This is a genomic window from Blautia sp. 2227st1_G12_2227SCRN_220401, assembly GCF_039062885.1.
Classification (GTDB): Bacteria; Bacillota; Clostridia; order Lachnospirales; family Lachnospiraceae; genus Blautia_A; species Blautia_A fusiformis.
This window is the reverse complement of the sequence record NZ_JBCLNI010000048.1, coordinates 1-13,846: the sequence shown is the minus strand read 5'-3', so window position 1 is coordinate 13,846 and position 13,846 is coordinate 1. Positions and strand designations below refer to the sequence as shown.

At 44.3% G+C, this 13,846-nt stretch carries 11 protein-coding genes, 1 tRNA gene and 1 pseudogene; 11 read left to right on the top strand and 2 right to left on the bottom strand.

Annotated elements, in window-relative coordinates; translation table 11 throughout:
* The first annotated feature begins 460 nt into the window (after positions 1-460).
* Together ABCM67_RS15590 and ABCM67_RS15585 are read left to right on the top strand one after the other, a co-directional pair.
* Positions 461-733, top strand: coding sequence for a hypothetical protein (locus ABCM67_RS15590; RefSeq protein ID WP_021650832.1), 273 nt, complete (start codon positions 461-463; stop codon positions 731-733).
* A 175-nt stretch (positions 734-908) separates the two neighbouring features.
* Entirely contained in the window at positions 909-1,076 is a 168-nt protein-coding gene (locus tag ABCM67_RS15585) for a tyrosine-type recombinase/integrase (protein ID WP_021650830.1), read from the top strand.
* A 278-nt stretch (positions 1,077-1,354) separates the two neighbouring features.
* Here ABCM67_RS15585 and ABCM67_RS15580 read toward each other — a convergent pair whose 3' ends face one another.
* The gene (locus ABCM67_RS15580; RefSeq protein WP_015527133.1) at positions 1,355-2,278 is read right to left on the bottom strand and encodes a LysR family transcriptional regulator; all 924 of its coding nucleotides are present in this window, start codon (positions 2,276-2,278) and stop codon (positions 1,355-1,357) included.
* 116 nt (positions 2,279-2,394) lie between these two features.
* On the opposite strand from ABCM67_RS15580, the gene ABCM67_RS15575 reads away from it, so the two are divergent.
* Together ABCM67_RS15575 and ABCM67_RS15570 are read left to right on the top strand one after the other, a co-directional pair.
* A complete protein-coding gene (locus ABCM67_RS15575; protein WP_320442625.1) occupies positions 2,395-2,784 on the top strand; it encodes a hypothetical protein in 390 nt (129 codons plus the stop codon).
* Positions 2,712-2,993 (top strand): annotated as a pseudogene (locus ABCM67_RS15570) (NAD(P)-dependent oxidoreductase); the annotation flags it as partial. The gene ABCM67_RS15575 and the pseudogene ABCM67_RS15570, both read left to right, overlap by 73 nt.
* 786 nt (positions 2,994-3,779) lie before the next feature.
* On the opposite strand, the gene ABCM67_RS15565 reads toward ABCM67_RS15570, so the two are convergent.
* Positions 3,780-3,861 (bottom strand) — tRNA-Tyr (locus ABCM67_RS15565).
* Between the two features lie 194 nt (positions 3,862-4,055).
* Between ABCM67_RS15565 and fba the strand changes: the two genes are divergently transcribed.
* From fba to ABCM67_RS15530, 7 genes are all read left to right on the top strand, one after another.
* Positions 4,056-4,919 (top strand): class II fructose-1,6-bisphosphate aldolase, encoded by an 864-nt coding sequence (gene fba, locus ABCM67_RS15560; protein ID WP_015527136.1) that lies wholly within the window; start codon positions 4,056-4,058, stop codon positions 4,917-4,919.
* Positions 4,920-5,249: 330 nt separating this feature from the next.
* Positions 5,250-6,524, top strand: a complete 1,275-nt coding sequence (locus ABCM67_RS15555) for an ABC transporter substrate-binding protein (RefSeq protein ID WP_342993010.1) — start codon at positions 5,250-5,252, stop codon at positions 6,522-6,524.
* 118 nt (positions 6,525-6,642) lie between these two features.
* Positions 6,643-7,491, top strand: a complete 849-nt coding sequence (locus ABCM67_RS15550) for a sugar ABC transporter permease (RefSeq protein WP_227752378.1) — start codon at positions 6,643-6,645, stop codon at positions 7,489-7,491.
* Entirely contained in the window at positions 7,491-8,327 is an 837-nt protein-coding gene (locus ABCM67_RS15545) for a carbohydrate ABC transporter permease (protein ID WP_059085411.1), read from the top strand. The genes ABCM67_RS15550 and ABCM67_RS15545 overlap by 1 nt, the downstream gene beginning before the upstream one ends.
* Before the next feature lie 89 nt (positions 8,328-8,416).
* Positions 8,417-9,955: a response regulator gene (locus tag ABCM67_RS15540; protein ID WP_059085412.1), complete on the top strand. Its 1,539-nt coding sequence runs from the start codon at positions 8,417-8,419 to the stop codon at positions 9,953-9,955.
* On the top strand, positions 9,930-11,633 hold the full coding sequence (locus ABCM67_RS15535) for a histidine kinase (protein ID WP_021650824.1): 1,704 nt from the start codon (positions 9,930-9,932) through the stop codon (positions 11,631-11,633). The genes ABCM67_RS15540 and ABCM67_RS15535 overlap by 26 nt, the downstream gene beginning before the upstream one ends.
* Complete coding sequence (locus ABCM67_RS15530; protein WP_342993008.1) at positions 11,623-13,320, top strand: extracellular solute-binding protein; 1,698 nt, start codon at positions 11,623-11,625, stop codon at positions 13,318-13,320. Before ABCM67_RS15535 ends, ABCM67_RS15530 begins: the two co-directional genes overlap by 11 nt.
* Positions 13,321-13,846 lie beyond the last annotated feature (526 nt).

The following is a 13,846-nucleotide window of genomic DNA, read 5'->3' as shown; positions in this document are numbered from 1 at the left end:
TTGTGGACACTGTGTAAGACATTGCAGTACCGTAAGGTGTTTGCCAATGCAGTAGTGGGAGAAGCAAGAATCCCCCTACTTTAGCTGTGGGGAGTGTCAAATCAGGGGAAAATCGAAACGGACAGATTGGCTGGTAAAAAATATTCTTGCAAAGAAAGGGTGGTTTTCTCCACCGTTTCAGACGGAGAAAGAGCTGAGAGATATCCTTCAAAAACTATATAAAGAAACGGATATCCATGTTGACGGTTCTATGGTATATTTCCGTTGTGTGAAGTAATGCAATGATGCTGGATTTATAATAAAGTTTCAGATAATAAGTCTGGAACTTTATTTTTGTCTAAATGGATTATTGTCGTCCGTTCAGGTCTGGATAATGCTCGATTCTCATGTTAAGATAATAGAAAAAAAGGTTAGATGAAACTAATACAAAGAAATACCACTATGTGAAAGGAGAAGAAATTTGAATGTAAATGAAATTGCAAGTCTTGGAAGTAATGTGAAGCCTGTGATTCAGAATGAGAATTGCGCTGTTCTTATGTTAAATGATGCGACAGGAGAGGGCGTTATGACGGTTTACCGAGTAATGCCAGGTGTGATGATTTGTTTTTCAGACATGTACATGGAACAGTGCGCATCTGAATTTTATCTGTATTCTTTTGTGGCTTACCTGTATGAACTGGAGAGTGGGGCTGATTGCAGTGACGGGTGCTGCTGTTTCTCTGATTCAGGATGAAATTGAAATCGAATGGAATTTTGACGATATTTTTTCAGAACAGAGATAACTTGAGCAGGACAAGAATGATTTATCAGAAGATAATAAAGGTGCTGGGACTACCTGATGGAAACGTCAGATAGTCTTCGGCAGAAAAAAATAAAATTTTTTTGTCCTATACTTGACACATCCACATATGCTGAGGCATACGTTTTGCACCAGATGTGCAGAAGCTGGCCTAGATATCAAAGTTTTACAAATGATTATGGGACATAGTGACATAAGCATTACAATGAACATATACAATCACGTAGATGTTGCAAGAGTACAGAATGAAATAAAAAAGCTTGAAAATATAATGTAATAATCAGAGCCATTCCCTTTATCGGGCGTGGCTCTTTTATGACAATTTTTGTGACAAATAAAAGAAAATAGACGCAATCAGACGAAATATTGTTTTTCATGGAAATGCTGAAAATCCTTGTAAACAAAGTGTTCTTGATATATGATGAAACAAGTCGAAGCCCGTTGTTGCTTTATGTGGCGGAAAGCGGTGGATCAAAAATCCTGGTATAAATAATATAATAAGAAGAAACGGTAAAGCAGAAAATCTTCCTGACGGACTTGTGCTTACCGTTTTTTTTATTTCTGTCGTTCCCATACCTGGCCGATCGGGAAGGACGGAGTGGATTCTGCAAGAAAGTCTTCCAGTGCATTTTCGAAGAATTCCACGGCACGTTTGCTAGTGGACTTTGGATATTTATGCTTGATCTTATAGCAGACACGGTTTGGCGGTGTGTTTTTCAGTTCACTGATAAAAAGAGGCCGGTAATGGGAAAGCTCCAGGATCACAGACTGTGGTGCGACCATCCAGTTCCCCGGTTTTTTCCAGAGACGGTCCAAAAGTGTGATGGTATCTGCCGCAATGTGAGGCCTGGAAGCGGAGGAAAGCCAGCGGTCATGCCAGATCTGATAATTGTCATCCCAACTTAAAAACAGCTCCAGGGATGGATCCAGCTCATCGGTATGTATTGCCGGAGCCGGAATCACTGGCTGATCCGATTGTATCAGATAAAGTTTTTCTTCGAAGATTTTCTCTGTTATGATATTCTTGTAATGCAATTTGTGGTAGACAAATCCGATATCAATGCTGTGTTCTCCAAGAAGACCGTAGAGCTCTGAAGAGTGATGGGACTCGATGTTCAGGTCCAGCTTGGTCTGTTCATTTAAGATCCTGTCATACAGTGGTGCGAAAACAGCTACGTTCAGGCTGTCTGTACAGCCGATGGTAAGTAGCAGGGAATCCTGATTGCGCTGCAACTCCATAGTTTCCTTCCAGAGAGACATCCAGCGTTCCGCAAGGATGATAAAATCTGTTCCCTTGGCAGTCAGTTCCACCTGCTTGTGGCCTTTCTGACGGATCACAAGGGGAAAACCCAGTTCGTTCTCCAGAGATGTGAGCCGGTGGCTGACAGTAGGCTGGGAAAGAAAAAGAAGATCCGCTGTACGGGTGATGCTCTTGGTATTTACAATGGTGAGAAAGGTTTCGATTTCAGCAAGATTCATATGAATAGCTCCTTTTCTTTGGTGTTGTCTATAGGATGGTTTAAGCTTTGATAATATAAAAATTATTTATATTATACAGAGAAATTATTCGTTATTCAATAGTAAGCTTGTATGATATGATAAATACAATTAAAAAAGAAAATCAAAAGAAGAGAGGTTTTCATATGGCATTAGGATGTAGGATCAGACGAAACTTTGAAAGACCGTCAAAAGAATTAGTAGAAGCCTTCCGTGGAATTCCAGTTGCAAATATTGATGATAACTGTGGAAAGATCGCTGCCGTAGATTCCAGTATTTTCCCGCTGAACCCGAAGGCAAGACTTCTGGGAACTGCATTTACAGTAAATGCACCGGCAGGAGATAACCTTCTGTTCCATAAAGCACTGGATATGGCTCAGCCGGGAGATGTTATCGTTCTTGCAAACAAAGGAAGCAGGATAGAGTTATCCTTATCAACAACAGCCGTGGTCAGCTTGTTGTTGAGCAGGATCTGGCAGATGCTCTGAATAGTGGGAAGGTTTATGCTGCTGGTCTTGATGTTGTTTCTACTGAGCCGATCAAGGGGGATAATCCGCTTCTCAAGGCTAAAAACTGCATCATCACTCCGCATATCTCCTGGGCTGCTCAGGCTTCCAGACAGAGGATCATGGATATTACGGTTGATAATATCAAGGCTTTTCTGGATGGTAATACGGTTAACAGAGTTAACAAATAGATTTTTTTCGGTGTTTCGATTTCCTATGTATGATGTGTGAGGAAAGGACGGCTGTCTCGCTTTTTGGGGGGTGGCCGTCTTTTTCTTTGTGTGGTGGATTGAATGAACCGTACGCCGGGGATGTGGCAGCGGTACGGGCAGGGCTCCGTCGGCGGATACTGCTAAGGCTCCGGAAATCGGCTAAAAACATTGAGACAGGGGCAGAACTCGCCTCTGGCTCAGACAGCAGCCCCTGTCTCAATAACGCCGATCCCCGCAGCCTAAGCAGTATCACACCTCCTCCGCAGCAGCCCATACCGCTGCCACATCCCCGGCTGAAAATTCAACCGCAGAGAGCAGACAATAGAAGCGAATGTACATTCTGCCCAGTGCCCAAAAAACACAATATATAAAAATAAATCGGCACAACGTTCCACGTCCAACACCGAAGAATACAGGAACCAGATCGGCACAGTGTTCCGCATCCAACACCGAAGCATACAGAAAACGGCCTCAAAACAATCCATAACCAATAAAGCAGCCGGCCGTATCCCCCAAAAAATAAATCGGCACAGCATCCCGCATCCAACACCGAAGCATACAGGAACCAGATCGGCACAGCGTCCCACATCCAATACCCAAGCATACAGACACAAGTCAACACCCTCCCCTCATCCACAACCAAGAACTCCTTAAAAAAAGCCCGAGGGGTGTGCAGAGGGGCCGCGGCTTTGCGGCCCCTTTGCGGTTTTCTTTTTGCACAAAAAAATAGCTCCTACATCGCAAAGATGTAAGAGCTAAATTCGCTGGATGGAGAAGGATTCGAACCTTCGAAGGCGGTGCCAACAGATTTACAGTCTGCCCCCTTTGGCCACTCGGGAATCCATCCGTGAACAACAAATATATTATACATAACATTTGATAAAATTGCAAGCTTTTTCTCAAAAAAAATAATAATTCCCACAGCATCAGCATTTTTGGTAAAATACTGGACTTACCAAAGGAAATCTGCTATTATGAGTACGGTTGGATATAAAGGACACGGTTTTTCCGTATCCTAATACAGGTTAGGAGGATTTTATCATGTTAGTAAACGCAACAGAAATGCTGAAAAAAGCAAAAGCAGGCCATTATGCAGTTGGTCAGTTCAACATCAACAACCTTGAGTGGACAAAAGCTATCCTTCAGACAGCTCAGGAGCTCAACTCTCCTGTAATCCTTGGTGTTTCCGAGGGTGCCGGTAAATACATGACAGGTTATAAGACTGTTGTAGGTATGGTTAACGGTATGATGGAAGAGCTGAACATCACTGTTCCGGTTGCTCTTCATCTTGACCACGGCAGCTATGATGGATGCCTGAAATGTGTTGAGGCTGGTTTCTCTTCCATTATGTTCGACGGATCTCATTATCCGATCGATGAGAACGTAGCTAAGACTAAAGAGCTGGTTAAGATCGTTGCTGAGCACAACATGTCTCTTGAGGCAGAGGTTGGTTCCATCGGTGGCGAGGAAGATGGTGTTGTTGGTATGGGCGAGTGCGCTGATCCTGAGGAGTGCAAGAGAGTTGCAGATCTCGGAATCAACTTCCTTGCAGCTGGTATCGGTAACATTCACGGAAAATATCCGGCTAACTGGCAGGGCTTAAGCTTTGAGACTCTGGATGCTATTCAGAAACTGACAGGAGATATGCCGCTTGTTCTTCACGGTGGTACAGGTATCCCGGCAGACATGATCAAGAAAGCGATCAGCCTTGGCGTTTCCAAGATCAATGTAAATACAGAGTGCCAGCTTGCATTTGCTGAAGCTACACGTAAATACATTGAAGAGGGTAAAGATCAGCAGGGTAAAGGATATGACCCACGTAAGCTTCTTGCACCTGGAGCAGAAGCGATCAAAGCTACTGTTAAAGAGAAAATGGAGCTTTTCGGATCTGTCAATAAAGCATGATGAATCGAAAATAATATATGGAAGAAGCCGGAATGGGAGCAAGCCTGTTCCGGCTTCTTTTTTCATGGTAAAATATCAATATTTTTACTATATAAAAAAATCAACATGTTTCTTGATTTTTTTATATAGTGAAAATGACCTCTTCGATTTACAATAATATCAAGTTAATCGAGAAGCTGATTTGAAGCTTATCGGTCAGGAATATGCGAAATGGACGTTTTAAGCATATCCGCGAAACAAATTGAATATCATATAAGGTAAAGGAGAGGTACGATTATGAGAATGAAAAAAGCAACAGCATTTGGTCTTGCAGCTTTGATGGCAGCTACTATGATCCCGGCAGTTCCGGCTATGGCAAAAGGGGATGACAGTGAAGGCTCTGTTTATTATCTGAATTTTAAACCGGAGCAGGCAGATCAGTGGTCAGACCTGGCAAAGAAATACACCGATGAGACTGGTGTACCGGTTACCGTTGTTACAGCTGCTTCCGGAACTTATGAGTCTACTCTGAAATCAGAGATGGCCAAGGATGAGGTTCCGACACTGTTCCAGGTTAACGGACCGGTTGGACTTGCATCCTGGAAGGATTATTGCTATGACCTGAAAGACAGCGATGTTTACAAAAATGTGGAGAGTGACGATTTCGTACTGAAGGATGACAGCGGTGCAGTTGACGGTATCGCCTATGTAATTGAAACATATGGAATTATTTACAACAAAGCGCTTCTTAAGAAATACTGTGAGATGGATGGCGCTGTGATCAAGTCTGCAGATGAGATCAACAATTTTGAGACATTAAAGAAGGTTGCAGATGATATCCAGGCTAAGAAAGATGACCTTGGAGTTGACGGTGCATTTACTTCCGCAGGCTTTGATTCTTCCAGTGACTGGCGCTTCAAGACACACCTTGCAAACCTTCCAATCTATTATGAGTACAAAGAAGACGGAATCACATCCACAGATGCAATCAAAGGAACCTATCTTGACAACTTCAAGAACCTGTTTGACCTTTATATCACAGATTCTACCTGTGAGCCAAGACTTCTTTCCAGCAAGACTATCGATGATGCAAATGCTGAATTTGGTCTTGGAGAGGCTGTGTTCTATCAGAATGGAACCTGGGCTTATGATAACATCAAAGATAACGAAGTAGCAGATGAGGATATGGGAATGCTTCCAATCTACATTGGTGTTGATGGTGAAGAGGACCAGGGACTTTGCACAGGCAGTGAGAACTACTGGTGCGTAAACAAAAAAGCAGATGAGAAGGATATCCAGGCAACTCTTGATTTCCTCAGCTGGGTTATCACAAGTGATGAAGGAAGAGAATCTATAAGCCAGGAAATGGGATTTACAACACCATTCAAGACCTTTGATGAGAATTATGAGTCTGCAAATCCGCTTGTAAAAGCAGCCGACGAATATGTAAAAGCTGGTAAAACTCCGGTTTCATGGAACTTTACAACCATGCCTTCTGAAGAGTGGAAAAACCAGGTCGGCAGTGCAATGCTTGAGTATGCACAGGGTACCGGCGAGTGGGATGCTGTGAAAACTGCATTTGTTGACGGATGGGCAAAAGAGTACAAAGCAGCAAATGAAGGCTGATAAGGTATAACTGAAACATGATCACGAAGGGGTGGGCGGTTTCCGCCTGCCTCTTTTAATGAAGAGAGGATGTGTAAAGTAGGGAAGGATGCATCCTCAGGAGAAAGGAAGAGAAAACATGCAGAATAAGATGATGAAAAAGTATTTTCCGGTTTTTGTCCTGCCTACCCTGCTGGCATTTACCATTGGATTTATAGTTCCCTTTATCATGGGCGTATATCTTTCCTTCTGTAAATTTACCACAGTAACGGATGCAAAATTCGTGGGATTACAGAACTATGTGAAGATTTTTACTGAGGATGGAACCTTTGGACATGCATTATGGTACACCACCGCATTTACGGTTGTATCAGTAGTTCTGATCAATGTGATCGGTTTTGCAGTTGCGTTGCTTCTGACCAAGAAGATCAAAGGAACCAATATATTCCGTACTGTATTTTTTATGCCAAACCTGATCGGCGGTATCATCCTTGGTTATGTATGGCAGCTTCTGTTAAACGGTCTGCTTCTTCAGATCAATAAAACACTTACATATTCATCTGTTTACGGATTCTGGGGCCTTGTGATCCTGATGTGCTGGCAGCAGATCGGATATATGATGATCATTTACATCGCAGGTATCCAGAATATCCCGGGTGAACTGATCGAGGCTGCACAGATCGATGGTGCGAACAAAGGACAGCTTCTGAAGCATGTGATTATTCCTATGGTCATGCCGTCCATCACCATCTGTACTTTCCTGACACTTACCAACTCCTTCAAACTTTTTGACCAGAACCTTGCTCTTACAAATGGTGAGCCTTCCAATATGTCAGAAATGCTTGCGCTGAATATTTTCAATACCTTCTATGGACGTACCGGATGGGAAGGTGTAGGACAGGCGAAGGCCGTGATCTTCTTTATTCTGGTTGGAGCAATTGCCATGATCCAGAATCGTCTCACAAGAAGTAAGGAGGTACAGCAGTAATGAATAAAAAAGTAAAATTCAGTGGTCTGTGGACTGCGATCCTGAGTGTGGTATCTGTTGCTTATATTTTTCCGATCCTTCTGGTTTTGATCAATTCTTTTAAGAAAAAAGCATACATCAGCCGTTATCCCTTTGCAATCCCAACGGATAAAATGTTCGTAGGTCTGGAAAACTATGTAAATGGTCTCGCAAAAACCGGATTTTTCCAGGCATTTGGATGGACATTATTTATCACAGTATTTTCTGTTGCGGTAATTCTGCTCTGTACCTCCATGTGTGCCTGGTACATCAACCGTGTTACCAACACGCTGACAAAAACCATGTACATGCTGTGCCTGTTTTCCATGGTCGTACCATTCCAAATGGTAATGTTTACTCTTTCCAAGATCGCAAACATCCTGAAACTGAATACTCCGTGGGGACTGATCATCATTTATCTTGGATATGGAGCAGGACTTGCGGTATTTATGTTCAGCGGTTTTGTAAAATCCATTCCGATCGAGATCGAGGAAGCTGCCATGATCGATGGCTGTACCCCGATCCAGACATTTTTTAAAGTGGTTCTTCCGGTTATGAAACCGACCTGTGTAACTGTAGCGATCCTAGAAACCATGTGGATCTGGAATGATTATCTTCTTCCATATCTGGTACTTGATATCAAGAAATATAAAACCATTTCCATTGCCATCCAGTATCTGAAGGGCGGTTACGGAACCATTGATATGGGAGCGATGATGGGCGTTCTTGTCCTTTCCATCATTCCGATCATTGCCTTCTATCTTGCATGCCAGAAATATATCATTGAAGGTGTGGTTGCAGGAGCTGTTAAGGGCTGACAAATTAGTTGAATAATGTTAAAATGAAAGAAAAACGGCCTGCTCTGCGTGCTTTTACGTGGATCAGGCCATATTTGGCGAGGTGAGGAATGTACAGAGTTTTGGTGGTAGATGATGAAAAACTGGAACGTGACGGAATCCGCTTTCTTCTGTCTATGGAGGAGGGAGAGTGGGAGATTTATGAGGCGGCTAATGGCAAGCTGGCATTAAATGAGCTGAGAAAGCATCCGGTGGATCTGATGCTGACAGATATCAAAATGCCGCATATGGATGGTCTGGAGCTTTCAAAAAAAGCAAGAGAGGAATATCCGGATCTGGAAATTATCATTTTCAGCGGTTATGGAGATTTTGCTTTTGCTCAGGAGGCGATCCGCTATGGTGTGACGGATTATGTACTGAAACCGGTGGATCCGGACCGCTTTCATGACACCATACAGAAGATCCAGAAGGAGATCGCATCCCGGAAAAATAAAGAGCAGCAGTCCATAAAAGAAAAGAGCTTTCTTCAGCAGTATTTTCTGTTGGGCTACATTTATTCCGGAGATCAGGAGCGTCTGAAGGAAGCGGAAGGAATTGTGGATTTTTCTGTCTGGGAGCAGTGGCACTGTGCAATTCTTATTGAATCGGATGAAGCTTTTTTTGATTCTGCCAGTGATGAGGTTCCCCTTGAGATCCGGGAAGAGCTTCGCCGTTCTTTCTTCTATTTGAATCTTAATGGCCGTCAGTCTTTGCTTCTTTTTAAGGATGTGTACTGTGATTATGTCCTTGTGGCAAAAAATGTCTATAATCTTCTGAAGCGTCTTCATCCTGTTCGCTTTCATCTGGCTGTAAGCCGGCGTTTTGACGGATATCAGGAACTGCCGGAAATCATGGAACAGCTGGAGCAGCAGATGGAAGAAAAATTTTATCATCCGGATATCCATGTCTACACCAGCGAGGAGGACGAGGAAAAAAATACCGGAGAAGAGGAGCAGGATTCCAGGCTTATGGAAAAAATCTCAGAAGATATTTCCAGAAAGGATGTGAAGCAGCTGTGGAGCCATTTCCGCAGCCTGGCATCCAAATATCAGTCCAATACCCAGTTTTCGGCCATGTATGTGAAATTTGTTTTTTCCAATGTGATAAGGGAGCTGTTTCAGGAGAATCGTTTTGCCGGAGAGCACAGGCTGGATCTGGAGGTGGATCATCTGTATGGCTGTTCTACCATTCAGGAGATCATTGAGGTTACAGAAAAAAATATCCGCCAGTACGAGGAGTTCCTGGACCGTTCCATGAGCGAATCCAGAGATGAGGTGGCAGCAGTCAAAAATTATATTTACAATCACTATGCGGAAGATCTGAATCTGGAAACACTGGCAGAAAAGGTATATCTTTCGTCCGGCTATCTCAGCTTTATTTTCAAGAAGGAGACGGGGATGAACCTGAATCGTTTTATCCGTGTGTTCCGCATGGAAAAGGCCAAGGAGCTTCTACGAACCACCAACATGAAAGTAGCCATGGTCAGCGAGCAGGTAGGATTTGCCAATTCTTCGTATTTCTGCCGGAGCTTCCGGGAATATTACGGAAGCAGCCCGGAGTCCTATCGGAAAGGAAACAATGAGGATGAAGAGTCTTCTGAAGAAGTATAATAATATGAAATACCGGTACAAGCTGACAAATCTTCTTGTGGTGGTATCCCTGGTGCCGATGACTGTGTTGGCACTGTATAGTCACAGTCGTATGAGTAGTCTTGTACGGAAAAATGAGATGGAGGATATGTACTCCATTTTGGAGCAGACCAGAGAAAACATTGACGGGCAGATCGAAATTTATGCCAGCCTTTTGAATTATCTTACCTATTCTCCTGAAATCCAGGAGGTGATCTTCAACAAAGATATGGATCGTTATACTGCATATGAACAGTATACGGAAGTTGTGGATCCGCTGTTGACGGTGCCGAAATCCTACCACGAAGCAATTCTGGGGATACATCTTTTTGCAGAAAGCATTCCCGTGCGCCATGAATATACCTTGGCTCCGCTTTCAGAGGTTGATGGGGAATGGTGGAGTGACAAATTAAATAATACCGTGACGGTTCAGTGGATCGTGGACCGGGATAATCGTCAGATCGCGGCAGTCAGGGAAATATATGATGGTAAGATCAGGGAGGCTGTGCTCTGTATTTTGTTGGATTACGGAAAAGTATTCCAGCCTCTGGCTAATATTATTGAACGGAATTCCGGAGGCTTTGTGGTGGATGATCAGCAAAATATCGTCTATCATGGAGAAAATCTGGCGGCCAGTGATATTTCAGCACAAAAAGAAACTGCAAAAAAGCTGGATCGTCTGAGGGAAGAATATACCTATGTCAGCAGCAGCGGACATGAAACAAGATGGACCTATTATTTTTACAAACCTCCGGCTGTGATCGAGAGCTCGGTTTCAAAAGTATTGATCAGTGAGATCCCACTGATCGGCTTCTGTGTTGTGATCATCATTGTGCTTGGAATGACGTTTTCCAAGCTGTTTACCAGAAAGATTGAGCAGCTTACCAGAAATATGGAACAGGTGAACCAGGGAAGCCGTGAAGTTACGGTTTACAGTGATTCCGGAGATGAGGTAGGACAGCTGGTGAGAAGCTTTCACCATATGATGGATGAAATTAATCGACTGATCGAAGAAGTGTATGAAAATAAGATCGCTCTGAAGGAATTTGAACTGAAAGCGCTGACTGCCCAGATCAATCCTCATTTTCTTTATAATTCTCTTTCTATTATAAACTGGATGGCGATTAAGAGCCGTCAGAAGGAGATCAGCCGTGTGACACTGGCATTATCTACATTTTACCGGACAGCGCTCAGTAAGGGAGCAGATATGGTGACTGTGGAAACCTGTATTCGGAATATCGAAGCTTATCTGGAAATCCAGCTGATCATGCATGACAATGATTTTAAGGTGGAGTGGAATATCGATCCGTCTGTGCAGCAGGAGTTGGTTCCGAAGCTTGCCCTGCAGCCCATCGTTGAGAATGCTCTGGAGCATGGCCTGGATGTGAAGGAGGAAGGGGAAAAGCTTCTGAAACTTTATTTCTTTGAAGAGAATGGAGATGTAGTGATCCGGGTTGAAGATAACGGAATAGGGATGGAGCAGGAGCAGGCAGAAAAGCTGCTCACATATCAGGCAAAAGGCTATGGTCTTAAAAATGTCAATGACCGTATGTGCATTTTATATGGAGAGAAATATGCCATCCGGATCCTGAGCAAGGTAGGCGAGGGGACAAGCGTTGATATGAGGATCCCGAAAGAGGTAAAAAAAGATGAGACTTAGTCTGGGAAAAACAGTGGTATTTCTGAGTACGATACTGAGCCTGGCACTTTTGACGGGGTGTTCTTTAGGAACTGCAGAAATGGAAAAAACAGATATAGATGTTCTGTCCGAAAAGAGCAGTAAGAGCTGGGAACAGGCAGAAACCACGCCTCTGGGGAAATATCCGGAGCTTGTAACTTATACTCTGGGACAGATGAAAGGGGCTAATAATTCTAATCTTCCGGACGGGCAGAATTATGAGGACAATGCATATACCCGGTATCTGAAAAAAACACTGAATATTCAGAATAAGAATGTTTTTATGGAGAGTGAGGAGCGGTATGACGAAGCCCTGAACATCCTGGTCAAAGATCGGAATCTTCCGGATATTTTTCTGGTGTCGGACAGGGAAACTCTGGAAGAGCTGGTTGAAAATGATCTTATCGAGGATCTGACGGAAGTATACAAAAGCTGCGCTTCCGATAAAATAAAGGAAATGTATGAGAGCTATGGAGAGGAACTTTTGGCATCCGGGACTTTTGACGGAAAACTGTATGCACTTCCGGAGACTGCCATTGATGATGGGGCGCAGCTTTTATGGCTGAGACGTGACTGGATGGAGCAGCTGGGACTGAAAGAACCGAAGACACTGGAAGAGGCTTTTTCAGTGATCCGTGCGTTTCAGGAAAACCGGATGGGCGCAGAGGATGGTGAAGATCCTGTGGGACTTGTCTGTGATCCGGGACTTGTGGGCACGGTCAGCACCAGCTATTCGGTGGACTCTGTGTTTGAAAAGTTCGGGGCATATCCGCAGCAGTGGATTGAAAATGCAGATGGAGAAATTGTTTATGGATCGCTGACGGAGGAGACAAAGGAGGCTCTGGGGTATCTCAGAGAGCTTTACAGGCAGGGAATACTGGATTCGGATTTTGCTTTACGTGCACAGAATAATATCCGTGATCTTGTGGTGAATGGAAAATGCGGAGCGTTTTTCGGGCTCTGGTGGACTCCGAATAATCCTCTTATGGATGAGTATCGGAAGAATAAAGAGGCAGACTGGGAACCGTATTATCTGACTGCGGATGTAAAGCGGACTGTGGAGGTATACTCTACGTTTCGAGATAATAAATATGTAGTTGTGCGTAAAGGGTATGAGCATCCGGAGATCGCAATGAAGATTTTGAGTGTGTTGTTTGACCATTCCAGATATGAGGCAGAGGATGCGGATGAGATGAACACTTATTTTGCCTTGAATGTGGATCCTACGGCGCGTCCGCTAATGATCAATGTAGATTACAATGAGGCTACCTATATAGTGACAAAGCATATCCGTGAGGTTCTTTATAGTCCGGGCGATGAGAAGACCAGGGAGGATCTCAGTGCCATTGAGGCGTCTTATTTTGATGCGTGTAAGGAGTATCTTAAGGCGGAGGTGCCTTCGGTAGAGGCCTGGGCGGCGTATAAGTCCAGGATTTCGGCGGTGGGGCTTCTGGTGGATGCGAATTACCGTGCTCCGGAGAAGAAGTATCTGGGGGATGGTGACGGGGAGATTCCTCAGACTTTGCGTTTGCTGGAGAAGAACGCATTTATCCAGATCATTATGGGGAGGATGCCTGTGAGCTCTTTTGACTCTTTTGTGGAAGATTGGTATCGTAAGGGTGGAGACAGTCTTACGGAGCGGGTCCGGGAAGGGCTTGTGGACTCGTGAGGCGGATGTATAGAGGGACGCCAGAGGAAGGTGGCATCGCTCCGGGAGTGGATGCAGTCGGGGATGTTTTTGAGGTTTTGAGAGGTGGATGTATAGAGGGACGCCAGAGGAAGGTGGCATCGCTCCGGGCAGGGACTCCGTCGGGGGATACTACTAGGGCTCCGTGAGACGGCTAAAAGCATTGCGGCAGGGCCAGAACTCGCCTCCGGCTCAGACAGCAGACCCTGCCGCAATAACGCCGTCTCCCGCAGCCCAAGTAGTAATCACCCCTCCTCCGCAACAGCCCGGCCCGATGCCACCTTCTTCTGGCTGACGCTTCCAACCGACAGGAAAAAACATGCGGGGGGATGGAAGCGGACTGGGCGTCCTGTCCTGAAATGTCAGACTGGTACAGAATATTCCTATAAGTATCGAAGAATACAGGGATCAGATCGGCACAGCGTATCACTATAAGTACCGAAGAATACAGAAACCAGATCGGCACAACGTTCCATTCTGAGTACCGCAGCATACAGACAAAAGTCAA